The sequence below is a fragment of the Marivirga aurantiaca genome (assembly GCF_016679925.1).
Lineage (GTDB): Bacteria > Bacteroidota > Bacteroidia > Cytophagales > Cyclobacteriaceae > Marivirga > Marivirga aurantiaca.
In genome coordinates this window covers 582,089-606,626 of sequence record NZ_JAEQBW010000002.1, presented here as the reverse complement: position 1 = coordinate 606,626, position 24,538 = coordinate 582,089, and the positions used below count along the sequence as shown (strand labels likewise).

The window sequence follows — 24,538 nt, the reverse complement described above, 5'->3', positions numbered from 1 at the left end:
CTTGTTTTTTCTCACAAACATGAGCTAAAAATAGCTCCGCGTGACCCAAAATTCAAATTTTAATGACGTAAGTTGTTGATATTCAGTAGGGAGAATTTAGAGCGATGACATCGCGCACAAAACAGGAAAAGATAGCTATTTGAGTCAGATGGTCGAATCAAAGTTGGCAGTACTAGTGGTTCGTGAGACACGAACCACGGCTTTCAGTGAAGCATTGATGTCGGTACGTTGAAAACATCAGACATCCCGCCTCAAAGCTTTAAAACCGGTCTGACCTGCGGTGCTGACCTGTAGCAAATCTACCAGCCACTACCCTACTTCAAATTTCATTCTTCTCTTTTGTTTTTTTGCCTACTTCTTCCTGCCAGTCCTTTCCTATTGCAGAAAGGTATTCTGAATAATTCCAGGTATTAAAATCTGTTGGAGAATCATGGTCCTTTTTCGCAATATAAGTTTCATCCTCCGGCATGGCAGTTACCTTAAAACCACAGCTTCTCAGCATGGAAAGTATGCCCTGATGGTTGGGAGCCCACCAATTAGTAGGGTCTCCTGCCAGTCGGTTTTCAATAAAGGCCATTAAAGGATAGGCAGGGTCCCTCATAACTGCCCTGTTATTGAACGGAATGTCATGAGGCACGTCCATCTCTTCTTTACCGGGCATAGAAAGGGTTTGAAAAACCAGCATATTTTTGGCTTTTTGTGCAATGATATCGAGGGCTAGCATTGGGTAACGTAAGTGATAAAAAACCCCCATGAACCACACCAGATCAAATTGGCATTCCATCTGGGCCAGGTCGTATACCTGCATTTTTTGATAAGTGATGCGGTCATCCAATCCAAACTGCCTGGCCGTCCAATTAGCCTGTTTCAGATAATGGTCATCCAGATCAATACCCAAAACCTCGGCACCCCTTTTGGCCAGTTCAATTGAATAGAAACCAGCATTGCATCCAATATCCAAAATTTTCCAGCCATGTAGGTTTTCCGGGAGGGAATGCCGGATATTCTCCCATTTAAAAGCAGGGAAATCCCCGAGGAAATGTTCAGGTGCAGTTTGGCTGCCATCCGGCAGATGAATATTATGGAACCATGGAGCCAATGCTTCAATTTCTCTTTTCACAGTCATATTTACTTAGGTTTTTGTCACTACACTTTTCTCTGTTTTCTTTTTCCTTATATCCATTGCTTCCTTTACATGTTCCACCAGTTCCTTCGCACGTGCTTTTGCGGTATGATATTTCAATACTTTCTGCCTTGCCTGCTCTCCTATCCGTTTGCGTGCCACATCATCTATACCTTTTAAATAACGCTGAACGTCCGCGGATTCCCTGGCTATTAAAATTTCGGTGCATTCTTCAAATAAGGAGGTCAATCCCTCCCAGTAATCCGAGATGATAGGTACACCACAGGCAGCCGCTTCAAACAAACGTACACTTGGAGAGAAACCCGCATTTATCATGTCTTCCCGGGTCACATTCAAAGTAAATCTTTGCTGGTTATAAAATTGCCTGTGAAGTGATGGCGGCAGATGTTGAATCCGTTCTACATTTTCCGGCCAGTTAATTTCCTCAGGGTATTGAGGCCCGGCCACCACAAACTGATCGTCTTTTAAAATCCTCGCGGTTTTATTCAATAATTCCTCTAATGTGGGCTGGCGGTCTGTGCTGTAGGTACCCAGATAGCCTAATTGCCATTTAATTTGATTTTCTTCGGGGAAATAAAAATCCGGATCGACAGAACAGTAGAGCGGTCTTGCTGCGGGAGAAAAATAATACGCTTCCAGGTGCTTTAAAATAGGCCCTCCGCAAAAAGAAAGATAAAGATCGTAGGAAGCAATAAGTTCAGGATCGATATAAGCAAAATCCTCCTTTTCCAATTTGGCCATTGTAACCGGGGTGTCAATATCATAAAAGGCTGTAAGCCCCTGGGCGGTTGCTGTTACCCATTGGCCTACTTCTACACCTTGTTTCACATAAGAGCCCACTATCACCACATCGGCATTGGCCACTTCAGCTTCATAATCATTTTTTAAAGCCTCATTGGTTTGGTAAAGCCCCAATCGGCAAAATTCAGGCTGGGGCATGTCCCTGTTAGCCGCATAATAAGGCACATCCTTCTCAAGGAAAAGAATATCGTGACCCAACTTAGACAATTCTTTTAAAAGTGCCCTGTAAGTAGTGGCATGGCCATTTCCCCAGGACGAACTAACGGATAATCCTATAACAACAAATTTCATTCTGCTTGTGTGGTTAATATTTAAGCCTGCACTTGTGAGGCAATGGTTTTGGATTGATTAAAAATGGACTGAAGCAAAGCGGCCCTATGTTGATAAGTATGTTCAGACAACACCTTTTTATAGGCGGCTTCACCAATTTCCTGCGCTTTTTGGGGAGTCAGATTCCTGAGCAGTTCAGTGACTTCCTCACCATTACGAGCCACCAGGATTTCCTTGTCCGGCTCAAAAAAATAATCAATGCCCTCCCAGTAATCAGTAATAATACAAGCTCCGGCCCCCGCAGCCTCAAATACCCTGGTTGCAGGAGAAAAGCCATATTTGGCCATGCTGTTACGACTGATATTTAATACTGCGGCTGGCGTGCAATTCAAGGCATTGTGGTCTTTAGTGTAAACATGCCCCAGATAATCTACATTTTCCGGCATCTCTTTATCTTTCCAGCCACTTCCTCCTAAAAGAAAATGATAGTCCGAAAGCGCTGCAGCTGGCTTGAGAAAAAATTCCTCCACACGCTCCTCCCTATCTGGCAAACGGTTTCCAAGAAATGCCAGTGTACCCTCAAAACGTGGTTTGGGTGTAACCGGAAAATGAGTATCAGTATCCAATGCATTATACACAGGAATACATTTCTGAGCACCATTTCTTTTATAGGCATCAATAACCGCCTGTCCACCTCCATAAGTCAGGATATAATCGTAATAAGGGATAAGCATTCCGAAAGAATCAGAAGCGTCATTTTCAATTCTATCCAATGTGGCAGGGGCATCTACATCCCAAAAAATAACCAGATTGTTTTCCTTTTTCATATGGGCCACTTCAAACTCCAGCAATTCATCATAAGCACCTACCCCGCTTGCTTTAATTATTACATCCGCTTCAGAAGCTTCTATCAAAATATTGCGCAGCATTTCCTGGTTTTTCTGATATACCACCACCTTACAGTAATCAGGGTCATCTATATCTCTATATTCCTGGCGCTCATATATATTGGGTTCATAAAAGGTAATATGATGACCCATATCATGAAGGGCTTTCACAATTCCCCGGTAATAAGTAGCAGCTCCATTCCAATAGGCGGAAACAATGCTGGAGCCAAAAAATGCGATATTCAATTTGCTGTTATTTTTCATATTCCCAGTGAGTTAATTTGTAAGGGATAAATTAAGGTAGAATCAATCCCCAATTCTTTTACTATTTCTTCCAGTTCATTTACCCGGTGAGTACAGGTATGATTGGCAAGAATGGTTTGACGGCCATTTTCCGACAGCCTTTTTGCCAATTCCTCATCCAACAGTACTTTTTGCAACTGTCGTTTCATTTCATTGCCATCCCTGGCTGTTAAATAATCTTCTCCTTCGGTAAAAAGCCCCTCCACATCCCGCCAGGGAGAAGATATTAAGGGGATACCACATGACATTGCCTCAAAAGGACGAATGGTAGGGATGCCCGGAAGTAATTCCACATAATGTCTCCGTGGGACATGCACAGTTACTTTATATCGTGCAAATACCTCCGGTACTTTATAATTGGGAAGCCAGCCGCCATATTCTATTCCGGCATCTTTTAGTGCAGTCAATGCTTCCTCAGGATATCTTACACCATATACTTTTGCTTTAAGTCCCAGTTCCTTCACAGGCCGGATCAGAAACTCCATCAGTTCTTCTGTACGTTCATCATCGCCCCAATTGCCAATCCATACCAAATCCCCTTCCTTATTTGTTGCCGGTTGAGGAGCAAAAAGATCGGCATCTGCCGCTTCATGCCATTTCCATACATGATTGATCCATTTTTCCCGCTGATAAATATTTTTGATTACTTCTCCAAAAACCAATGCACCATCATAATTGGAAAAATCATATTCAGCCAGGCTTTCAGGATCGGAAACCGCTCTGTGATGAGTGTCATGAAACATTAGCTTATAGCCATATTCATTTTTCTTTTCCCCTATCGTCTTCACCAGCTCGTGCCTATTCCATTCATGCACTATCACTAAATCTACACCTGATAGCATTCCATCAAAATCAGGTGCTTCAGGATCATAAAAGGAAGCATCCAGAGTAGGGTAATACTCTTTGTATTCTCTGGATTTTGCTTTTCCATAATCCCTAACAAGATTGCTGAGGCTCCAGCCATTTTCCGGCTCATAAACCTTTACATCATGTCCTCTCTTCAACAGTTCCTTTACTGTGCCTCTCAAAAAATGGGCATTGCCATGATTCCAGTCGGAAGCAAGTGAGTGATAAAAAAGTACTATCTGCATATCTTCTAATTATATGTTTGATTCATTGGAACAAGTAGCTTTTCATAAAGCTGCATATAGTTTTGGGCCATTTTTTCTGCGGAATATTTTTTGGCCCTTTCAAATGCCTTTTCTGACATCTTCATTCTTAATCTGTCATTAGAAACAAGTTCCTGAATGACTGATTTTGCCTCCCTTTCATCAAAGGGATCAAAGTAGAGGGCCGCATCCCCCCAGATTTCCTGTAATGTATCCAACCTGGCCAAAGCCAAAGCACAAGATGATTTCGCTGCTTCCAGTATGGCCAATCCAAATGGTTCATATTTGGCAGGCATCACAAAAACAGCTGCATAGGCCATATATTCCTGCATTTCTTCATTAGTGAGCTGTCCCAGGAAATCAACATTTTCCAACTTTGGGGCTTCTCCCGTATCAGGATCGATATTATTACCTGCAATACAAACCGGCCAATGAATTTCTTTGGCGATATCCGACAGTAATTGAATATTTTTACCCTCATCCCAAATTCGGCCGGCACTCAAAATAAATTCCGCTTTTTGGGGCATATCTTTTATATCTATGTCCAGACCATTATAAATGACTTCTGCATTGGTAAATTTCCCATTCACATTCCTTGCCTGTTCCAGCATTCCCTTAGAGGGAGCTACTACCACATCAGATGCAGCTATGGCATTTCTTACTGTTTCAATATACCTGAGCCAATCTTGTACAGGTATCTCTCCTTTCACGGCTTTCCACCAGGTTTGCACACATGAATGATAAACTGTAATCACAGGACAGCTCCAGCTCCCTAATGTTTGCCCGTAATTATTAAAATGTATAAGATCCGGCTTTACCTTACTGAAAATAGCGGTAATCCATTGCTTGGCCAGCTGAACATCCCTCCAACAATCCTGCATCCATTCAAGCTTATAATTGCTTTCATACAGGTTTACATTAGGTAATTGCTGCACTTGAGCGGATTGTTCTTTTGTTAGCAGTGCACCCATGGTTAATAAATGTATTTCCACATCATATTTCAGCAGGGCTTTGCATAAACCTAAAGCATAAGTCCAAACTCCTCCTACGGTATCGGCTGTCATCAATATTTTAAGATTGCCTGCCATATATCCTGTCAATTACTTCTGCTGTTTTCACCAATTCCGTGGCAGATATAGCATCATAGCCTACTCCTTTCAACAGATTCTTCGCCCAAACCAAACCTGCCCGTCCACTCCAATCATCAGGTGGGGATACTAATTCTTCCGTTTGGGTTCCATGGTATTTTTCCGCTTTGAAATCGTAAAAGGAACCATTTACATTTTTGAAGGAAACCCCACCATCTGTCCCAAAAAAGGTGGCTTCTATTTCCGCATCACGGCCGGCCGAAACATGCCAGGAACAGTCGAGGTTAATAGCTGTATTTTGCTCCGTAAGCATAGAAACCTTAGCATAATCCTCCACTCTTTCCTCTCCCGGTACTAATTTCACTCCCTTACTGAAAAGATGGCTTCTTATAGCTTCTATTTCAGGGAACTCTAAACAACATAATGCCATATCCACCAGATGTATGCCCAGATCCATTACACACCCTCCACCGGACAGACTCATGTCATAAAACCAGTCTTTATCTGGCCCATAAGCATTGTGAAATACAAGATTTACTGCATATACCCGACCGATCTCACCATTCTGAATGGTTTCCTTTACCGCCTGAAAAGCTCTTGTATAACGATAGGATAAATCCACCGCCAGTAATTTATCGGATTTCTGAGAGGCTTTCACTACTTGCCTTACCTCATTGGCCGTTCTACCTAATGGTTTTTGGCAAAACACCGCTTTTCCTGAGGAAAGCGCATTTAAAGATTGTGAAGCATGTAAAGCACTTGGCGTGGCTATTACCACCCCATCGAGCTCCGGGTTGGCGTAAGCATCAACAGGATTATCTATTACTTGGGCATGAGGTGCCAGTTTCAATGCTTCAATGGCATTTTGTTCAAATGGCTCAGATATCACATCGGCTTTTACCTGCCCGCCATTCAACAATACTTCCATACGGTTCCGGCCAATCCATCCTATACCAATAAACCCAAGGGAAAGTGTCTTTTTTTCTTCTTTTTGATCTAATGCTATCATAATTCAATTAGTGGTTAATAATCAAGGCCTTGATAAATCCATCCGGACGATCTGTCAAATGCCTGAAGGCTTGTTGGGCATTTTCCTGGGAAAAGGAATGTGTAAAAAGGGGAAACGGATTCATCTGTCCTATTTTTATAGCTGTAATAGCATCATGCATCCCTTTAATATATTGCTGTGGATCTCTTTCGTGAGCACTGATCATATCAATCCCTCTCCAGTTGAGCAATTGCACATTTAACTGTCTCATGCCATCCTGGTGAAATCCTGCCACAATCAGTTTTCCCTTTTCTGCCGTTAGCTCTATGGAAAGATTTAATGGCCATTCTTTACCGGTCACTTCAATAACCCGCTCGCAGAATTGACCTTTCGTAAGCGCTTTAACTTTTTTGATGATTTCATAGTGGTCATCCATTGAAATAAGATAGTCAGCCCCTTCCTTCTCAGCAGATTGCAGGGAAAAATCCCTTCTGGAAATTGCAATGACTTTCGCTCCCACTGATTTAGCTAATTGAGTAAGCAAGAGTCCCAGGAATCCTGTTCCCACGATGGCTATTGTCTGCCCATTTTGGATATCACTCCTGTTAAAAATATTCACGGCACAACCCAATGCCTCACCAGGAAAAGGCTTCCCGTCCAAAAAGGAAGGAAGCTTCACCAATTCATTAGCCTTGGCTATATCGTATTGCGCATAAGCATGGTATGACAAACAGGCTACTCTGTCACCCACTTTAAGGCCGGTGACATTCTTGCCCAAACCATCAACAGTTCCCCAGCCTTCATGCCCGGGTGATCCTGCTTCAACAGGATAATTGAACCAGTCCCTTCCTTCCCACACAGGGATATTGGAGGCACAAACCCCGGATCCCTCCAGTTTGATGCGTACTTCTCCTTCTGCCGGTTGGGGCATAGGTATCTCTTTTATTTTTACTTTTTCCGGCCCGGTAATTACCACCGATCGGATTAGCTGATGCTCAGTGTTTTTTGTTTTCTTTTTATATTTTAATGTTTCCATTATACAGCCATGGCTTTAGATACAACTTTCTTTTCGGTGAGCGTAATATTCCTGGTTTCACAAAGCCAGTTGATGAGTATTTGAACCCCTTCATTGATTGTATATTGCGGTTTCCATCCCGTGGCTTTTTGAAATTTGGAAATATTGGAAACATAATATTGTTGATCGCCTGTACGCCATTTCTCAAAGGAAATGTCCATTTTCCTTCCTGTTTTCTCCTGAATAATGTCAAGAATTTCCATGAGGCTTACGGAATTTTCAGGCCCTCCTCCAATATTGAATGCATTTCCTGCCAGGGTTTTTATGTTTCTTTGTGCCAGGATAAAAGCATCCACAAGGTCCTCCACAAACAAAATGTCACGCACTTGCTTTCCATTTCCATAAATTACTATAGGCTTATTTTCAAGCGCCCTAATGAGGAAATGCGCTACCCAGCCCTGGTTTTCATTACCAAACTGATGTGGCCCATAAATGCAGCTCATTCGGAATACAGCTGTCTCTAACCCGTAGGATCTTGAGTAATCCAGCACATACTGATCGGCCGTGCCTTTGGAACATCCGTAAGGACTTTGAAAATCGAGGGAGCGATTTTCATCAATACCATTCTTTTTATAAAAACTATCTGTAGGGAAGTAGCGGGTTTTATCGGTTTCAAGGCCTAAATCCAGTAAATTCCCATACACTTTGTTGGTAGAAGTAAAAACCAATGGAGGCTTATGAGATGACTTACGAATGGCTTCCAGTAGATTAAAAGTTCCCACGATATTTACTTCAAAATCATGAGAGGGATTGGTCAATGAAGAAGTAACCGCTACTTGCGCAGAAAAATGAAAGACCTGCTCCGCATTTTTCACACATGCTTCCAAAACTCTTCCCTCTTTAATATCGGCAACTTGAACTATCAATTTATCTCCATATTCCTTTTGCAGCCATTGCAGATTTTGTTCCACTCCTGCCCTGGAAATATTATCATAAACCATTACCTTTTTGCCCTCACTCAAAAGCCTGGCAGCCAGGTTGGTGCCAATAAAACCTGCTCCACCTGTGATAAGGATATATTTTTCATCCTCCTTTATATTATATTGTTTATTGATATACGTATGATGATGGATGTTTTTAACTCCTTCTTTGGCGAGTAATTTAAAAAGGAGTTTTTCAGTACCGTCCTGCTTTTTCATGCCAAAGAAATATTCCCTTTCATCCAAATGGAACCCTCCGACAGTAGCATATTGAGAATCCAGGTCATTCAATCTGTACCAGTATACCCTATCGGCTTTGCAACTGATTACCTTTTTAAATTCCTCCAGTTGCTTTACTTCATCATCCTGCCAGGTGGAAAAACCTGCTTCCGAAATCCAAATTTCCTTTTTAAGGTTATTCCTGCCCAAAACCTCACGTACTGATTGTATATTTTCTTCCCAACCATTCCATTGTTGATCGAATACATCCGGAAAACCATGAATACCTATTGCATCAATATGCTCCAGCACACCCTTTTCCGTCATCGATTGTAACCAATTAGGATCAATCGGGCTCATGCCTCCTAATAATGTTTTTTTACCTCTGTGTTTTGCCCAATAAGCTGCCATATCAATCATTTGGGCAAATTTGTTCCATGAGTAATCTAAAGTAAAATCATATTCCACCACATTATTGGGCTCGTTCCATAACTCTACCCAATCAAAGTATTCACCATATCTGGTAATCATTACATCAATAAAATCGGCAAAAGATTTCAAATTCCTTGGGGGTGCTGAAGAGCGCTCTGCCTCCCCCAGCGAGGGAGGTGTATATAGAAAGCAAGGCAATATTTCCACATGTTTTGCCAATTCAGGTACCAGCCAGTCGTACCATTGAGGGCTACCATCCACGTGCCAGTCAGCCCATGAAATTCCTGTTCTGATATGTTTTATTCCTAGTTTCTTTAAATCTTTTATGACCTGCTTTACTTCATCATATTGTCCGGGACGAAACCATTCCACAATCCCGATAGGAGGCGTATTATGCTTACCGTTGATTTTTTCCATGTCATTTAGTTATATGGTTCAATAAATTTATACAGTCAACCCTCTTGAAGCCAATTCTTCTGTAGCTTCGTGCACGCTATCTACAGCTATTTGTCCTTCCAGCCATTGGGCCAATTCGTATAATCCATCTTCAAAGTCAACCATGGGTTCATAGCCCAACACTTCCCTGGCTTTTGATAAATCGGCAAAACAATGCCTTATATCTCCCAGACGGTACTTTGAAGTAAGCTCTGCCGATATCTCCTTGCCCATTACCTTAGCAAGTTTTTCGGCTATTTCATGAATAGTATAATGATAACCGCTTCCGATATTAAAGACTTCGTCATTGGATTTTGAGGTTTCAAGCGCCAGGCGGCAGGCCCTTGCAACATCTTTTACATGCACAAAATCCCTTTTTTGCATTCCATCTTCAAATATCAGAGGCGGGTTATTGTTAAGCAGGCGTGAAGCAAAAATTGCCAATACGCCAGTATATGGGTTGGATAGTGATTGGCGAGTGCCGTACACATTAAAAAATCGTAAAGCTGTAGTGGGAATATCATAGGCTTTGCCCATGATTAAACCCATGCGCTCCTGGTCATACTTGGAAAGTGCATAAACCGAGGACAGAGAAGGCTTTTTATTTTCAGGAGTAGCCAGGGGTATATAATGCTTCCCATCATCAGTATACATTTCCCATTTCTGATTGCGGAGGTCTTTTAATTTCCTCTCACATTCATGTACCAAATTACCTGATTCATCTTTGTAGAGACCCTCTCCATATACACTCATGCTTGAAGCAATGACTAATTTTTCAACAGGTTTCTCTACAAGGGCCTCTAATAATACTGATGTCCCAAAGTTATTTACCTCTGTATACTCTTTGACCTGGTACATACTTTGTCCCACACCCACCATAGCGGCAAAATGAAAAACAATATCCACATCGCGAAGTGCCTCCAGAACCGCTAACTCATCCCTTACATCCCCTACTATCAGTTCCACTTCAGGGTGTAAATATTCAGGTCTTCTGGCGGGTGTGCCATGTACCTGTTCAGAAAGGTTGTCAAGTGCTCTTACATTATATCCATACGCTATCAGTTCATCAGCTAAGTGCGAACCGATGAATCCTGCTCCACCTGTAATTAGTACTCTCTTTTTCATTATGCGTTAATTTTAAGTTGGTTCTTACTCTATTCAAATTCAAAAGCTTTGGCCGGAAGGTCGTGTTACCAGTCTGTTAATGGATGCCGTGCCTTTTTTATTGATTGCATACCATACATCCTCTGCAACATCCTTACAGGACAAGCTACCCATGCCCATCTCTTCAATACTGGTGTTCCCCAACAGCTGGTTATCAAAGAAATCTGAATCAGTGATTCCGGCTGCTATAGTAGTGACTTTAATGTAGGGCAATGTTTCCAGTCTTAGGGTTTCGGCTATCATATCCAGTGCGGCCTTGGATGCGCTATAAACGCTTCCATAAGTGTAGGCCTTCATTGCAGAAACTGAAGAAATAAAGACTACCTTTCCGGATTTATTTTGATACATGGGTGGCACAAAAGCTCTGATAAATCGTAATGCCCCCATTATATTGAGGTTCAACACAGCAAACCATTTTTCGGGATCCCCCTCGATGAGTTGTTCATGGATGCCTTTTCCTGCATTGATTATAAGTAAATCCGGTGCCCCAATTTCTGAAAGTATCCATTTGTACAGTGCATCAACCTCATCGCCTATTGTTACATCACACTGTCTGAAAATCACATTTTCAGGTGCTTCTTTGGGAGGAACAATATCTGCTACAACTACTAGAATGTTTTCAGCTGCCAGCTTAGATGATATGGCTTTACCAATGCCATTGCTACCTCCCGTTATTACTGCAACAGAAGATAGGTTTTCAAATGTCATATCTTACAAAAGTTAACATCAGAGAATTATTTTAAGGTTGATTACATAAGGTTCTTGTACAAATGTAGATTCATATGAATTGATTCTCTTACATCATTTTTCATGATTATTGTATAGTTTTACAGCTCCTATACCTTTCTTTTGCCTTAATTAATAGTGATTAAATACAATTTTCAGGAAGTGCTGAGAAGTAACTATCCCTTTGATTATCAATTTGTTTTTGAAAGGCTGATAGAATCAGACGGAAAGTAAGCGGAATTCAATAGCCTTCCCTCTAAAACGCAATGTCATTAAGTTAAGCTTTAAAATAAACCCTCAACCTCTATCCTTCTCCAAAGGGAGAAGGAAGTTTATCTTAACTTAACGACATTGCCCTAAAACGTACCTCTTTAATAAGCTGTCTATCTAGAGTTTATTGTAAACATACTTCACCAGTCTATTGATAATAAGTAGCAAAACAGTAGCCGAACTTGCTAATAAATACTGTTCAAGAGCTACAGCTATTCCAATAGCAGCTGAAAACAAGACCGTGGCAGCTGTTGTTAAATAATACACTTTATCTTCATCCCTACCTTTTAATATAGTACCCGCACCTATAAAGCTGATACCCACAATAATGGCTTCAATGATCCTTGTTGGGTCAGCCTGGACCACTTCTGACAAGTCGCTATAGGCATAGCTGCTAACAATTACTTTGCTCAACGACAACAGTAATGCGGCAGAGCTTCCTACTATCATATTGGTTCTGAATCCTGCCGGTTTATTCTTTGATTCTCGTTCTATTCCAATGAGTCCTGTAAGTACTGCTGCTATTGCAACATTCAATAATATCAGCAATTGACTATTCCAGTTCCAGTTCATAAAAAAATAGTTATGTTAAAAAAATCTGCTGTTCAATTAACGGCAAACCGCAGATAGCGTTAAAAAAATTAGAATAGTTTCTTCTGAGATTATGATAAATTATTAGAAGCATGAGTCATCCTAATTTAACCGAATACAACAAAAAGAGGGATTTCAAGAAATCTCCGGAACCCAAAGGAGGTAATAGCAAACCAGGTTCAGCGCGATTTGTGATTCAAAAGTACGATGCCCAAAATTTACACTTTGATTTCCGCCTGGAGATAGCAGGTGTGCTTAAATCATGGGTAATCCCAAAAGGCCCCTTTACCAATCCGGCAGATAAACGATTAGCCATCCCCACCGAAGATCACCCAATAGACTATATTGATTTTGAAGGAGTTATACCGGAAGGTCAATATGGAGCAGGTACAGTAATGGTATGGGATAACGGCACTTTTAAAAACCTATTGGAAGAAAATGAGGAGGAAAAATCACTGGAAGAAAGCTATAAAGATGGTAAAATGGAAGTGTGGTTAGAAGGAAAAAAAATATCAGGAGGCTATACCCTCATTAAAACAAATATGGGCAATAACTGGCTGATCATAAAAAAGGATGATAAAGAAGCCGATGCAAGAAGAAAGCCCGCTAAAACAGAGAATGAATCTGTAAAAACAGGGCGTAGTATGAAAGAAATAAGCACCTCTTCGAATGGAAAAAATGAATAATTATGGATTTAAAAGTGGGTCGTTATATTGTCGGGGTTACCAATCAAAACAAGCTTTTATTTCCTAAAGCGGGAATAAGTAAAATAGATTTAATTGAATACTATCTGGCAATGGCTGAACATATAATCCCTTATACTAAAGACAGACCTGTCACCATGCATAGGTTTCCTGATGGCATTGGTGGCAAGAGCTTTTATCAAAAAGAAGCCTCTGATTACTTTCCTGATTGGCTTGATACTGTAAAAGTACCGAAAGAAGATGGGGAAATTGAGATGGTGATGATCAATAAAAAAGCCAGCCTTACATATTTGGCCAACCAGGGCTGCATTACCCCCCATATCTGGCTAAGTAAAAAAGATAAAATTGATTATCCGGACAAGCTTGTATTTGACCTTGATCCTTCTGACAATGATTTTAATGTAGTAATACAAGCTGCTAAGGATTTTCGCAAGCTACTGGAAGATGAATTAGATCTGAAAACCTTTATTATGACTACAGGTTCCAAAGGTTTACACATAATTGTCCCCATTATCAGAAATAAAAATTTTGATGAGGTAAGAGAATTTGCATCCGGTGTTTGTAAGATTATAGCTAATGATAAACCTGATGACTACACAACCGAGATACGGAAAGATAAAAGGAAAGGTAGACTATTCCTGGACTACATGAGAAATAGCTATGCTCAGACTTCCGTAATGCCTTATGCTGTACGAGCTCTTGAAGGAGCACCTGTGGCAACACCTTTATTCTGGAAAGAACTTCAGGGAAAAATGAATGCTCAAAGATACACGTTGAGCAATATCCAAAAAAGAATAGAAAATGAAGAGAACCCATGGGAGAACTATTACAAAAGTAGAAAAAGCCTCAGCAAACCCATGCAAATATTAGAAAAGATGCTTAACCGATAACTATAAATTGGCAACAGTCGTAGATAATTAGAAGCTACAATAAACTATTTTTTAACCTTAAAATCCAAAATTATGAAAGTTGTAAAAGTAATTGAAGTGATAGCAGCTTCTGAAAAAAGCTTTGACGATGCAGTACAAGTTGCTTTAAACCAAGCATCAAAATCTGTCAAAAATATCAAATCTATTTACGTTAGCGAAATGAAAGCTAAAGTAACAGATAACAAAGTAACATCATACGGTATAAACGCCAAAATCTCATTTGAATTAAATGATTAAATATTAAGGTTCTTTTATGTAGAAGCTTTAAATTCTGTGGAAGCATATTAGCGTATGCTTCCGTTAATTTTATACAGATTTTTTCACCTAGACAAATTTCATTCATTATGAACCGAGAAATTAAAAAAACAAGCACAATGACACAGGCACTCAAAAAGATTTCCTATGGGTTTTATATAGTCAGCTCTAAAAACAATGAGGATATTGCTGCGGCAACAGTAAGTTGGGTAAGTCAGGTTTCTTTTGATCCTCCATTAGTGATGGCTGCGATTAAAAATGATGGGGAATTAGTCAATGTTATTGCTGAAAGCGGAGTGTTGGCCATTAATGTAATTGGCAAAGCAGAAAAGCCACTTATACCGGAATTTTCCAAAGACACCGAGGTGGAAGGAAACAAAATCAACGGAAGTTTATTTGAAGAAGGAGTAACAGGAGCGCCTTTGCTGACCCGTTTGCCAGCTTTTGTAGAAGGCAAAGTGGTAGAAGCTATTAATAAAGGTGACCATACCATATTCATAGCTGAAGTAGTAAATTCAGGTGTCAGGAATCCTGATGCAGAACCATTGATGGAATGGGAAACAGAGTATCACTATGGTGGGTAAAGGATGATTGATGCTCATGCCAATGCTTGCACAATGTCGTTAAGATAGGGCTAGAATAGAACCCTCATCCTTAATGACCTTGATTGCAAACAATTTCTGGATTCAGAGGAATTATTCTAATTCCTCTTTTTCTCAAGGTATTTTTTAAATTCATCCACTATCGTATTCTTCCATAATGGCATCTTTTTCATATAAGCCTCGCGCGCCAGAAGGTGCGAAGAAACAGGAGTGGTTAGCAATAATAGAAAAACAATAATAATTGATTTAAGCACCACAGGTAAAGTATTGAAATATATGGCTGTACTTAACATAATCAATCCAACTTTAAAAGAAACTGCTTTGGTAACAGCTGACATTCTGGTATAAAGGTCAGGCAGTCGGAATAAACCAAGAGTAGCCACAAAAATTAAAAATACTCCTAAGAAAACGAAAATCAGTATAAGGATTTCAACGATCATTTTTAGTTCTTTTTCTTGTATAATAGGCAAAGGCCATAATTCCGAAAAATCCGATCAATGCCAACACTAAAGCTACATCCAATAGCATGGCATCATCTGAAATCATAGCATAAATTCCAATAACCCCAACCAGGTTAGCGGTCATCAGATCAAATGTTACTACCCTATCCATAAAAGTAGGGCCATAAACAAAACGGATCATAGTGATGAAAAATGCTACAATCAATGCAAGCAATGCTACCCATAGAAGTGTTTCAAAATAATTCATTGCACTATCGCCATTATTCTTTTCTCAAATCCTTCTTTTACCTGCCTTTTGGCTTCCTCTAAATCATTATCAGGTACATTTAAGGTGTGATAATAAAGGAATTTTCTATCCTCACTTATTTCAAGTGTAAGTGTGCCGGGTGTAAGTGTAATCATATTTGCCAATAAGGCAATTCCGGCTTCCGACTTTATATCCAGTGGTAGTTCCAATATAGCAGGCCTGAACTGTAGGCCAGGGGTAATCACATAATAAATCACTTTCAGGTTAGAGACAAAGAGCTCTTTGATGAGGTAAAAAAACAACAAAACAGCACCCTTAAATTGGCGGAAATAGGTTCTGTTATATAACCAGCTTGTTAACCAAAGCAGCAGCATGAATGCCAGGTAAATACAAAATTCAGCTATCCCGGAAGCCTTTGTTACTAAAATGTCATGCAACAGTACACCAAGTATAATGGTAGCAGTCAAATGAATGATAAAAGTTCTCATAATATCTTCTTCTATTAACGGCTAATTCAATAATAGTTTTCTATCCCTCTCCTTTAAAGAACACTATTGGCTTAAATTAACAGCATTGAATTCAACTATCGTTATCATTATTTCCCTAACACTTTTTGAATGTAAATGGATGGATCCATTAGCTGTAACCCCCGGTCGGTGGCTCACCGACCGGAAGCAGAAAAGGTAGCTATTTGAGTGCGATGGTCGGTGCGCCACCGACCATGGAATCATTGTGCTTTAACCTCTGCTAATTGCTACTATGTAACAAAAGACCTGTTATCTATTTTCAGATTTAGTTCAAAGACTGCGATCTTTATCATTATTTCCCTAACACTTTTTGAATATAAATAGATGGATCCATCAGCTGTTCGGCTGCCAGGCTTGCATATTTCATTAAATGCGTTGGATAAAGCCCAATAAAGAGAGTGGCCGTAGCCATAAGTAGCACTGGCAGAACTAACCTCCATTGTTGCCTGAACAAACTACTTTCGTTACTTATTAAATCGTGCTTGTTCACACTTTTACTTTCTCCCCAAAAGGCATAAATCCAAATTTTTGTCATCGAGAATAAGGTGAGCAAACCAGTAATAATAGCGATGACAATCACAAAATAAGACTCCACTTCAAAACCTGCTTTTATTAAAATGAATTTAGCCCAAAAGCCTGACAAAGGCGGAATACCGGCCAATGATAAAGCAGCAATTAAAAAGAGCAAGGAAAGCAAAGGGAAATTTTTATACAGACCTCCAATTTCCTCCAGCCTGGAACTCCCTTTTATTTTTTCAACCACCCCTGTAATTAAAAATAAATTGGTTTTGGCCAAAATGTTATGGATGATGTAAAAAACAGCTCCCGCAATGGCTAAAGGGGTGAATAAACCCAATCCTAACACCATATATCCTATCTGACTGATAATGTGGAAAGATAAGATAGTGCGCATACCTTTTTTAGAAGCCGCACCCAGTACGCCACTTAACATAGTTAAGCCTGCTGCTACCAATAAAATAGTATGGGTATATTCCACATCATGAATAAACAGAAGTGTAAAACAACGCAGAAGCGCGTAAACCCCCACTTTGGTCAATAAACCAGAGAAAAGTGCAGTAACAGCTATGGGTGGAGCCGGGTAAGAAGCCGGCAACCAAAAATAAACCGGGAAAAGTGCCGATTTAATCGCAAATGGCAGCAAAAACAGCATAGCGGCCACCGTAATTAAAGGATCGTTACAGTTTTGTTGAAAATAAAGGGCGATATCAGCCATATTGAGACTGCCACTAATACCATAAATCATCCCTACCCCTATCAGCAAAAAAGCTGAAGCGATAAAGCTAAGCAGTGTATATTTAACCGTACCTATCAGCTGCTCTTTTCCATTGCCAATAGCCAGCAAAACAAAAGAGGCTATCAGCATTACCTCAAACCACACATATAAATTAAAGATATCCCCAGCTATAAAAGCGCCATTCACTCCCATGATCAGAAAATGAAAATAGGTAAAATAGCCAAAATATTTTCTTTTATTCCGGATGTCCTGTAGGGAATAAATATTTACTACAAACCCTACAAAAGCACTAATAGCAATCATAATAGCTGAGAACATATCAATAACCATAGTAATACCAAATGGTGCCTCCCAACCGGCTACTTGTGTAACCAGCATGCCCTGTTCCTCTACCTCAATCAATAAAAATATAGCACAGACCATTAGTGCCAATGAGCCTAAAATGGAGATAAAATGCTGAGCAAATATTCTTCTCACTAAAAACAGACATAATAAAGCTGTTAGGAAAGGAAGAACTAAAGGAAAAAGTATCATTGACTCAGAATATTCCATTCCTTTATTTTTTCAGGTCGTCAACTTCTTCAATATCAGGTATGTCATACACTTTCTTAAAAAGCAAAAGAGCAAATGCCTGAATACCAAAACCAATTACTAAAGCGGTAAGGATTAATGCTTGCGGAACGGGATCTGCAAAAGTGTCTGGTGCTACCCCTTGTTCATCAAGAAAAGGAGCAGATTTACGTACAATCCTACCTGCCACAAATATAAAAATGGCAGTTGCATTACCAATGATGACAATACCCATCACCAATTTAGCAAAATCCCTGTGCAATAAGAGGTAAACTCCAGCTGCAAACAATAAACCTGTCAATATTGAAAGTAGAAATTCCATTTTATGAATCTTCTTGAATATTTGGAAAAATTATCACCATTACTATGCCCATTACAAGTACATAAACACCCACATCAAACAAAAACGGACTGCCCAGCTTGGGTAAGAACGAGACATCCCAATCCAGCCAGTAGCCTTTAAACAAGCCTTCCCCTGTTACTAATCCGATGACTCCACTTAAGAATGACAAGAGCAATCCTATAGCAATAATTTTCACCGGTCGTATTCGCAAGGCTTTAAATGTGCTTTCCATTCCAAATGCGAACGCATGGAGCACAAAGGCCGCACCAGCTGTTAAACCACCAATAAAACCTCCTCCCGGCAAGTTATGACCTCTGAACAATAAGAATACAGAGAAAATAAGCATGACCGGCACTATGACCCGGGCGGATATGATGAGAATAAAAGATTTCATAGAGTTCTGTTTTTCTTTTTTTTCTTTGAAAAATTAACAAGGGCGAAAACTCCCAAAGCGGCAATTGCCAGCACTATGATTTCTCCAAAAGTATCCAGCACCCGAAAATCAACCAGTATCACGTTTACTATGTTTTTGCCCTTGGCCAGGGTATAGCTGTTTTCAGCATAATAGGCCTTCAGCCTGGAGTCCAACGGATGATAGGTGAGGGAAAACAATATCAAGGTGACCAAAAGCCCAATTCCTAAAGAAATGAAAGCATCCCTATATTTTGCAAATATGCTTTTAGCAATTATTTTTTTCGGTAGCTTATGTAAAATCAATACAAAGATGGTAATAGTCAAAGTATCAATCAGGAAAAAAGTAATGGCCAGATCGGGTGCTCCCGCTTCCAGAAAGATGATAGAAATAGCAATGCCAACTATTGATAAGGACAATAAGGCTGCAATTTTGGATCTTGTAATTAAGGTGAATCCCAGGGCCATCATCACTATAATCCCCAGCAATACTTCAAAAACATAAATATCAATAGTAGCAATATTTAATCGAATACCTGCTTTAAATAGAAAGGTAAATCCGGTAAGCAATAATATCGTTAGCGATGTAAACATCGCATAGTACCGTAAATAGCCTGTTTGGATTTTTCTAGTCTGCCATTCCGCTAAACGAAGCATCCCATTAAATAACTTATCATAAATGGCTGATGGTGTAAATTTCTTTAAAAATTCAGATTGAAGTTCATATGACTTTTTGATGTTCCAGTAATACAAGCCCACCCCGGCAATAATAGAGAAGATACTAAGTAATAAAGCCAGATTCCAGCCGTGCCAAAGGGCTAGGTGTTTTGGAGGAAGCTCCTGATCGATACTGATGGAAGCTTGCGAAATGAGGTCAGATAAGGCATCAGGAAATAACCCAAAGAACAAGCCCGCTAATGCTGTAACTGCCGGAGCCAAATAAAAAAATTTCGGAACCTGTTGAAGATCAGTTTTTTTATCAGTTGCTTTTTTGAAGAAAGCTTTATGTGTAAGAATCAGCAGAATAGCTACAAAAATAGTTCCTACTAATAAAATCACTACCGTTAATGCCATAGAATAAAAAGGAGCACCTAAGGTCATTTCCAACAACATTTCCTTTCCCACAAAGCCAAAAAAAGGCGCTATTCCACCTAATGAAAAGGCAGCAGTCAATACCAGTACAAATGCCAATGGCAATTTTCTATATAATAATTGAGGGAGCTCACTTAATAATTTGGTACCCGTTTGTTTATCTATAATACCTGCCAGCATAAATAAGGATGACTTATAAAAAGCATGAGCTATAATATAAGCAATGCCAGCATAAATGGCTGCTTCTGTGCCAATTCCAAAAGTTACTACCATTATCCCCAACGCACTTATAGTAGAATAAGCAAGCAGTTTCTTCAAATTATCGGAGCGAAAAGCCATTACAGCCCCGGTAACCATTGTTAAACTACCCACTGTGCAAAGCAAGATTTGCCATTCAATTGTATTGCCCAGACTATTTGAGAAGCGTGCGAAAAAATATATCCCTGCTTTAACCATAGTAGCTGAATGCAAATAGGCACTCACCGGAGTTGGGGCAGCCATTGCATTGGGCAGCCAAAAATGAAAGGGTACCTGGGCCGATTTTGTAAATGCCCCAAAGGAAACACATAGCAGTATTGGTAGATATAAATTATGTTCAGTAAGTAATCCACTGTATTGAGCTAAGCCTGAAATACTGTATTCTCCAGTGACTATTGCCATTAACACCATGCCGGCCAATAAAGCAAGCCCACCAGATGCTGTTACTAAAAGACCCTGCCATGCAGCAGCTCTTGCCTTTTCCTGCTCATTTTCGTAGCCAATCAATAGAAATGAGGTGATACTGGTCATTTCCCAAAAAACAATGATGACAAGCCAATTATCCGCCAATACCAGCCCAAGCATTGAGGCCATGAATAAGGTGAGGATCATAAAAAAGCGACTATAGTAGGCAGCGTTTTTCATGTAAAATCCGGCATAAATATAGATAAGGGTACCTATGCCGCTAATTAATAAACTGAACAGCAAACTCAGTCCATCCAGGTAAAATGCCAGGTTGAGATGGAAGTAAGGGTTCCACTTATATAATTCTTTTAAGGGAAATGAAGCTGAATTATTGAGGTATTGTATTAGCAACCAAACAAAAATGGTGAAGGGAAGGATGGCTAGCGCAAAAGCTGTTTTATTTCCCAGGAACCTATGGAGCAGAGGAACTAAAAATGCGATTATAACTACAGATAAAATACATATCAACATATGATGGTTTTCTGTTTATTAATGGCCGGAATTAGCAGCAATGAAGTAAATACTTGCTTAGCTGAAAAAGTATATCCCTTAAAGTTAGACGTTCATCTTTTAAGTTGTGTTACATATATACTGTTAAAGCAGGCTTATTAAGGTTTCATCCAATTATGCTTTATAAATGGCATTAGACTAAATTGCCCTTTCATAAAATTTCTCGTGTAAAACAATCAAATTTTTCATAGCATTGCAGCATGGAAGTAGTGGCTCGTATCTTTTTTCTATTTGGTATTCTTTACATTGGTTCTTTAGCACTTAATGCCCAAAATAAGGCACAGCTTACCACTTATGAATTAAAGCCCGCAACAGATCCTATTATATTGGATGGCGAGCTGAATGAAGATAGCTGGAAAAATGCTGAATTGGCTACCGGCTTTTATATGAACATCCCAACAGATGATCGACCGGCAGAAATGGAAACAGAAGTAAAGATGACTTACGATAATGAAAATTTCTATTTCGGCATCATTTGCTACGATGGTGATGAGGGTTATGTAGTACAATCTTTAAGAAGGGATTTTGAATGGGCACTCAATGAGAACTTCTCCATTTATCTTGATCCCTATAATGATTTCACCAATGGATTTACTTTTGGCATCAGCCCCTATGGTGTACAAAGTGAAGGCACTATTGATGAAGGAGTCAATGTGAATGCTGACTGGGACAACAAATGGTATTCAAAAGTTAAGATACATGAAGGAAAATGGGTGGCAGAAATAGCCATTCCTTTCAAATCAATAAGATATACCGATAAAAATAAAAGCTGGAATATCCAGTTTTTCAGAAATCATCTGAAAAGAAATGAACGCTCAAGCTGGATAGCAGTTGAACAACAATATACGGCCTCCGCGCTGGCCTTTAGTGGCAAAGTGATTTGGCCGGAACCTCCACCTCCGGCTGGCACTAATATTTCAGTAATCCCTTATGTATTGGGTGATCTTAACCGCAACTATGAAAACCCTGAATTGGATAAAGGCTTAGGTGCCAATGCTGGTTTTGACGCGAAAATTGGAATTACTCCGGCTTTAAATTTGGATTTAACTGTTAATCCGGATTTCTCACAAGTGGAAGTGGACAGACAGGTAATCAATTTAAGTCGTTTTGAGGTGCGTTTTCCAGAGCGAAGACAATTTTTCCTGGAGAATGCGGACTTATTCAGCAAGTTTGGTTTCCCTCAATCAAGGGCATTTTTCTCCAGAAGAATTGGGATTACTACTGACACACTAGGCAGAACGGAACAAGTACCTATATTAGGCGGGGCAAGGCTAAGTGGAAAAGTAAACGATAAATTAAGAGTGGGATTACTTAATATGCTCACTGATAAAAGAGAGGATTTAAACCTCCCCTATCAGAATTATAGTGTATTGGCGCTCCAGCAAAATGTATTGAAACGATCTAATGTTGCCTTCGTTTTTGCCAACAAGGATAATTTAGGAGTTGATCAGAGCAAGGAATTATCGGCCTACAATCCTCAGATTGCCAGAAGGGAAATACATGGAAATGATACCATCACCTCCTTTAAATTATATAATCGGGTAATAGGTGCTGAGTTTAATTTATTTACTGAGGACACGCGTTGGATTGGTGATTTCTATTACCAACATTCTTTTGATGCGTGGAATAAGAAAAGTGCCTATAACCACGGTGCATTTTTGCGCTATCAGCAAAGAAATTTTGCTATTATGTGGTCGCATACAGCCATTGGCGATGGCTTTAATGCTGAAATGGGTTTTGTGCCGAGAGTGGGCTATAACCAAGGTTCATTTAGCCCTACTTACATCATGTATCCTGAAAATAAAGCCATTATCAATACGCAAGTAAGTTTCGATATTGGTTATACCACTGATGCTAATTTCCAGCGTGTTACGGATCGCTCCTTAGGCCTGCAGTATCAAATGAATTTTACCAATACTTCCTATGCCTCGTTTGAAGTAGCAAGAAAGTATGAATACATGTTCTTTGATTTTAATCCGATCACCCCCAAAGGTGATAGCCTCATGTTACAGGGTACAGATTACACCTGGAGTAATATGACAGCCTATTATGCGTCAGACAGAAAGAATACCTTTACTTATGAGGTTGGTACTACCTATGGTGGATTCTATAATGGAAATCGCTTGAATACATTCAGCAACCTTAGTTACAGATTCCAGCCCTATGGTTCTTTTTCAGTGGATTTTGATTATAATGATATCCGGCTTCCCGAAGGTTTTGGTTCTGCCAAATTTTATCTGATTGGCCCCAGATTGGATCTCACCCTAACAGATGCTGTTTTCTTTACTGGCTTTGCCCAATATAATAACCGGTTCGACAATGTGAATTATAATTTGCGCTTTCAATGGCGCTTTGCCCCGGCATCGGATCTGTTTTTAGTCTACACAGAAAATTTTGCTCCTAACGGACCAATAGATTTTATGCCTGGTGAAAACACCAAAAACAGAGCACTGGTATTGAAGATAAACTATTGGCTGAATTTGTAGGTTAGAACAGAAAGCGTTCAATTAGGCTCTTTATAATTCGTATATTTAACTCCAAACCCAATTCCATTGAACAAGCTTCAAAAAACTCAATCTCTCAGTGAAGATGTAATCCAGCAATTACAGTTTGAAATTGAGGAACTTGAAAAGAAACTGCAGCAAATTGGAGCTGAGGTATGGAGATTTGAGACACTCATTCGTAGACAGCTAAGTTCAGAAATTGATCAGATAGAGGAATTGTCAGACCTCCACAAACAACATAAAAAAGAGAAAAAGAATAAGCGGCTGGAGCAAAAGAAAAGAGGGAAAAACTATAAGCCTCCCTCTCAATTTCCCCAGGCTAACCCACCCTCTTTAACTGTCAAGAAATTTGACCCTGTTAACCAAAAAGAACTCAAAAGGATTTATAAAGAAGCTGTGGTGCAGGTGCATCCTGATAAAATCAGCCATAATAGTGAATTGGATCAATTGCAAAATGCTTCAGACCTGACTGCCCGCTTAAATAACATTTATAAAAGCGGTGACCTGGATGAGCTGGTTTATTTTTATCATCATATTATCCTGAAAAACAGTTCAGTCAAAGTTTCCGAGGTAAATGCACCCGATGATCAACTGAGAAAAGATTCCCTGCAAAAAAAGAAAGGACGTTTGCTGGCCGAAATAGATCAGTTTCAAAACTCCTACAGCTATCAGGTTTTACATACTTACAAAGATCCGACTGATTTTATCAATGAGCTTCAACTGCAATTCGTGGAGAAAATTAAACAGTTGGAAAAAAGGACACGGAAGATGAGGTGATTTTTCATACTCAATTGTGGGAGATACGATTGAAGTCATCCAGCCGTCTGCATTTGTGTCCACACAAATGCTTTTGTTAGGGTTTAAGTTAATATTAAATGTAAAAATCAATGGCTTCTCTATCATATTTACGCTCGATTGTGGGTACACAATCGAGGACGGATATCGAAGGTTATTCCAGGGAAACAGTCAAGGGCAGGTATTGT

General features: G+C 39.7%; 24 protein-coding genes. 6 read left to right on the top strand and 18 right to left on the bottom strand.

The window, feature by feature from the left end:
* Positions 1–319 precede the first annotated feature (319 nt).
* The 11 genes from JKA74_RS08030 to JKA74_RS07980 form a co-directional block, all read right to left on the bottom strand.
* The gene (locus JKA74_RS08030) at positions 320–1,126 is read right to left on the bottom strand and encodes a TIGR04290 family methyltransferase (protein ID WP_201430644.1); all 807 of its coding nucleotides are present in this window, start codon (positions 1,124–1,126) and stop codon (positions 320–322) included.
* A gap of 6 nt (positions 1,127–1,132) precedes the next feature.
* Positions 1,133–2,236, bottom strand: coding sequence for a CgeB family protein (locus JKA74_RS08025; RefSeq protein WP_201430643.1), 1,104 nt, complete (start codon positions 2,234–2,236; stop codon positions 1,133–1,135).
* Positions 2,237–2,256: 20 nt separating this feature from the next.
* Entirely contained in the window at positions 2,257–3,366 is a 1,110-nt protein-coding gene (locus JKA74_RS08020; protein ID WP_236587599.1) for a CgeB family protein, read from the bottom strand.
* Positions 3,363–4,496, bottom strand: coding sequence for a CgeB family protein (locus JKA74_RS08015; protein ID WP_201430642.1), 1,134 nt, complete (start codon positions 4,494–4,496; stop codon positions 3,363–3,365). The genes JKA74_RS08020 and JKA74_RS08015 overlap by 4 nt, the downstream gene beginning before the upstream one ends.
* A gap of 5 nt (positions 4,497–4,501) precedes the next feature.
* Positions 4,502–5,602, bottom strand: a complete 1,101-nt coding sequence (locus JKA74_RS08010; protein WP_201430641.1) for a glycosyltransferase family 4 protein — start codon at positions 5,600–5,602, stop codon at positions 4,502–4,504.
* The gene (locus JKA74_RS08005) at positions 5,586–6,611 is read right to left on the bottom strand and encodes a Gfo/Idh/MocA family protein (RefSeq protein ID WP_201430640.1); all 1,026 of its coding nucleotides are present in this window, start codon (positions 6,609–6,611) and stop codon (positions 5,586–5,588) included. Before JKA74_RS08005 ends, JKA74_RS08010 begins: the two co-directional genes overlap by 17 nt.
* A 7-nt stretch (positions 6,612–6,618) precedes the next feature.
* Positions 6,619–7,626: an MDR/zinc-dependent alcohol dehydrogenase-like family protein gene (locus tag JKA74_RS08000; protein ID WP_201430639.1), complete on the bottom strand. Its 1,008-nt coding sequence runs from the start codon at positions 7,624–7,626 to the stop codon at positions 6,619–6,621.
* Positions 7,626–9,653: an SDR family NAD(P)-dependent oxidoreductase gene (locus JKA74_RS07995; protein WP_201430638.1), complete on the bottom strand. Its 2,028-nt coding sequence runs from the start codon at positions 9,651–9,653 to the stop codon at positions 7,626–7,628. The genes JKA74_RS08000 and JKA74_RS07995 overlap by 1 nt, the downstream gene beginning before the upstream one ends.
* Positions 9,654–9,680: 27 nt before the next feature.
* Complete coding sequence (locus JKA74_RS07990; RefSeq protein WP_201430637.1) at positions 9,681–10,796, bottom strand: NAD-dependent epimerase/dehydratase family protein; 1,116 nt, start codon at positions 10,794–10,796, stop codon at positions 9,681–9,683.
* Positions 10,797–10,835: 39 nt separating this feature from the next.
* Entirely contained in the window at positions 10,836–11,543 is a 708-nt protein-coding gene (locus tag JKA74_RS07985; RefSeq protein ID WP_201430636.1) for an SDR family oxidoreductase, read from the bottom strand.
* 405 nt (positions 11,544–11,948) lie between these two features.
* Positions 11,949–12,404, bottom strand: coding sequence for an MgtC/SapB family protein (locus tag JKA74_RS07980; RefSeq protein ID WP_201430635.1), 456 nt, complete (start codon positions 12,402–12,404; stop codon positions 11,949–11,951).
* A gap of 110 nt (positions 12,405–12,514) precedes the next feature.
* Between JKA74_RS07980 and JKA74_RS07975 the strand changes: the two genes are divergently transcribed.
* The 4 genes from JKA74_RS07975 (at position 12,515) to JKA74_RS07960 (ending at position 14,894) form a co-directional block, all read left to right on the top strand.
* Complete coding sequence (locus tag JKA74_RS07975; RefSeq protein ID WP_201430634.1) at positions 12,515–13,108, top strand: DNA polymerase ligase N-terminal domain-containing protein; 594 nt, start codon at positions 12,515–12,517, stop codon at positions 13,106–13,108.
* Between the two features lie 2 nt (positions 13,109–13,110).
* Complete coding sequence (ligD, locus tag JKA74_RS07970; protein WP_201430633.1) at positions 13,111–14,016, top strand: non-homologous end-joining DNA ligase; 906 nt, start codon at positions 13,111–13,113, stop codon at positions 14,014–14,016.
* 72 nt (positions 14,017–14,088) lie between these two features.
* Positions 14,089–14,292, top strand: a complete 204-nt coding sequence (locus JKA74_RS07965; RefSeq protein WP_201430632.1) for a dodecin family protein — start codon at positions 14,089–14,091, stop codon at positions 14,290–14,292.
* 137 nt (positions 14,293–14,429) lie between these two features.
* Positions 14,430–14,894: a flavin reductase family protein gene (locus JKA74_RS07960; RefSeq protein ID WP_236587597.1), complete on the top strand. Its 465-nt coding sequence runs from the start codon at positions 14,430–14,432 to the stop codon at positions 14,892–14,894.
* A gap of 116 nt (positions 14,895–15,010) precedes the next feature.
* On the opposite strand, the gene mnhG is transcribed toward JKA74_RS07960, so the two are convergent.
* From mnhG to mbhE, 7 genes are all read right to left on the bottom strand, one after another.
* Positions 15,011–15,352 (bottom strand): monovalent cation/H(+) antiporter subunit G, encoded by a 342-nt coding sequence (gene mnhG, locus JKA74_RS07955; protein ID WP_201430630.1) that lies wholly within the window; start codon positions 15,350–15,352, stop codon positions 15,011–15,013.
* The gene (locus tag JKA74_RS07950; RefSeq protein ID WP_201430629.1) at positions 15,342–15,620 is read right to left on the bottom strand and encodes a monovalent cation/H+ antiporter complex subunit F; all 279 of its coding nucleotides are present in this window, start codon (positions 15,618–15,620) and stop codon (positions 15,342–15,344) included. The genes mnhG and JKA74_RS07950 overlap by 11 nt, the downstream gene beginning before the upstream one ends.
* A complete protein-coding gene (locus JKA74_RS07945; RefSeq protein ID WP_201430628.1) occupies positions 15,617–16,108 on the bottom strand; it encodes a Na+/H+ antiporter subunit E in 492 nt (163 codons plus the stop codon). Before JKA74_RS07945 ends, JKA74_RS07950 begins: the two co-directional genes overlap by 4 nt.
* 331 nt (positions 16,109–16,439) lie before the next feature.
* Entirely contained in the window at positions 16,440–17,954 is a 1,515-nt protein-coding gene (locus JKA74_RS07940) for a proton-conducting transporter transmembrane domain-containing protein (RefSeq protein WP_201430627.1), read from the bottom strand.
* Between the two features lie 4 nt (positions 17,955–17,958).
* Positions 17,959–18,294 (bottom strand): NADH-quinone oxidoreductase subunit K, encoded by a 336-nt coding sequence (locus JKA74_RS07935; protein ID WP_201430626.1) that lies wholly within the window; start codon positions 18,292–18,294, stop codon positions 17,959–17,961.
* Between the two features lies 1 nt (position 18,295).
* The gene (locus tag JKA74_RS07930) at positions 18,296–18,709 is read right to left on the bottom strand and encodes a Na+/H+ antiporter subunit B (protein WP_201430625.1); all 414 of its coding nucleotides are present in this window, start codon (positions 18,707–18,709) and stop codon (positions 18,296–18,298) included.
* Positions 18,706–21,012 carry a hydrogen gas-evolving membrane-bound hydrogenase subunit E gene (gene mbhE, locus JKA74_RS07925; RefSeq protein ID WP_201430624.1) on the bottom strand — a complete coding sequence of 769 codons (2,307 nt, stop codon included), beginning with the start codon at positions 21,010–21,012 and terminating at the stop codon, positions 18,706–18,708. The genes JKA74_RS07930 and mbhE overlap by 4 nt, the downstream gene beginning before the upstream one ends.
* Before the next feature lie 239 nt (positions 21,013–21,251).
* On the opposite strand from mbhE, the gene JKA74_RS07920 reads away from it, so the two are divergent.
* The gene (locus tag JKA74_RS07920; protein ID WP_201430623.1) at positions 21,252–23,537 is read left to right on the top strand and encodes a DUF5916 domain-containing protein; all 2,286 of its coding nucleotides are present in this window, start codon (positions 21,252–21,254) and stop codon (positions 23,535–23,537) included.
* Positions 23,538–23,603: 66 nt separating this feature from the next.
* Positions 23,604–24,332, top strand: coding sequence for a hypothetical protein (locus tag JKA74_RS07915; RefSeq protein WP_201430622.1), 729 nt, complete (start codon positions 23,604–23,606; stop codon positions 24,330–24,332).
* Positions 24,333–24,538 lie beyond the last annotated feature (206 nt).

Excerpts from the sequence above, each read along its gene's own strand:
- JKA74_RS08030 (WP_201430644.1), bottom strand. The coding sequence starts at position 1,126 with ATGACTGTGAAAAGAGAAATTGAAGCATTGGCTCCATGGTTCCATAAT.
- JKA74_RS08025 (WP_201430643.1), bottom strand. The coding sequence starts at position 2,236 with ATGAAATTTGTTGTTATAGGATTATCCGTTAGTTCGTCCTGGGGAAAT.
- JKA74_RS08020 (WP_236587599.1), bottom strand. The coding sequence starts at position 3,366 with ATGAAAAATAACAGCAAATTGAATATCGCATTTTTTGGCTCCAGCATT.
- JKA74_RS08015 (WP_201430642.1), bottom strand. The coding sequence starts at position 4,496 with ATGCAGATAGTACTTTTTTATCACTCACTTGCTTCCGACTGGAATCAT.
- JKA74_RS08010 (WP_201430641.1), bottom strand. The coding sequence starts at position 5,602 with ATGGCAGGCAATCTTAAAATATTGATGACAGCCGATACCGTAGGAGGA.
- JKA74_RS08005 (WP_201430640.1), bottom strand. The coding sequence starts at position 6,611 with ATGATAGCATTAGATCAAAAAGAAGAAAAAAAGACACTTTCCCTTGGG.
- JKA74_RS08000 (WP_201430639.1), bottom strand. The coding sequence starts at position 7,626 with ATGGAAACATTAAAATATAAAAAGAAAACAAAAAACACTGAGCATCAG.
- JKA74_RS07995 (WP_201430638.1), bottom strand. The coding sequence starts at position 9,653 with ATGGAAAAAATCAACGGTAAGCATAATACGCCTCCTATCGGGATTGTG.
- JKA74_RS07990 (WP_201430637.1), bottom strand. The coding sequence starts at position 10,796 with ATGAAAAAGAGAGTACTAATTACAGGTGGAGCAGGATTCATCGGTTCG.
- JKA74_RS07985 (WP_201430636.1), bottom strand. The coding sequence starts at position 11,543 with ATGACATTTGAAAACCTATCTTCTGTTGCAGTAATAACGGGAGGTAGC.
- JKA74_RS07980 (WP_201430635.1), bottom strand. The coding sequence starts at position 12,404 with ATGAACTGGAACTGGAATAGTCAATTGCTGATATTATTGAATGTTGCA.
- JKA74_RS07975 (WP_201430634.1), top strand. The coding sequence starts at position 12,515 with ATGAGTCATCCTAATTTAACCGAATACAACAAAAAGAGGGATTTCAAG.
- ligD (WP_201430633.1), top strand. The coding sequence starts at position 13,111 with ATGGATTTAAAAGTGGGTCGTTATATTGTCGGGGTTACCAATCAAAAC.
- JKA74_RS07965 (WP_201430632.1), top strand. The coding sequence starts at position 14,089 with ATGAAAGTTGTAAAAGTAATTGAAGTGATAGCAGCTTCTGAAAAAAGC.
- JKA74_RS07960 (WP_236587597.1), top strand. The coding sequence starts at position 14,430 with ATGACACAGGCACTCAAAAAGATTTCCTATGGGTTTTATATAGTCAGC.
- mnhG (WP_201430630.1), bottom strand. The coding sequence starts at position 15,352 with ATGATCGTTGAAATCCTTATACTGATTTTCGTTTTCTTAGGAGTATTT.
- JKA74_RS07950 (WP_201430629.1), bottom strand. The coding sequence starts at position 15,620 with ATGAATTATTTTGAAACACTTCTATGGGTAGCATTGCTTGCATTGATT.
- JKA74_RS07945 (WP_201430628.1), bottom strand. The coding sequence starts at position 16,108 with ATGAGAACTTTTATCATTCATTTGACTGCTACCATTATACTTGGTGTA.
- JKA74_RS07940 (WP_201430627.1), bottom strand. The coding sequence starts at position 17,954 with ATGGAATATTCTGAGTCAATGATACTTTTTCCTTTAGTTCTTCCTTTC.
- JKA74_RS07935 (WP_201430626.1), bottom strand. The coding sequence starts at position 18,294 with ATGGAATTTCTACTTTCAATATTGACAGGTTTATTGTTTGCAGCTGGA.
- JKA74_RS07930 (WP_201430625.1), bottom strand. The coding sequence starts at position 18,709 with ATGAAATCTTTTATTCTCATCATATCCGCCCGGGTCATAGTGCCGGTC.
- mbhE (WP_201430624.1), bottom strand. The coding sequence starts at position 21,012 with ATGTTGATATGTATTTTATCTGTAGTTATAATCGCATTTTTAGTTCCT.
- JKA74_RS07920 (WP_201430623.1), top strand. The coding sequence starts at position 21,252 with ATGGAAGTAGTGGCTCGTATCTTTTTTCTATTTGGTATTCTTTACATT.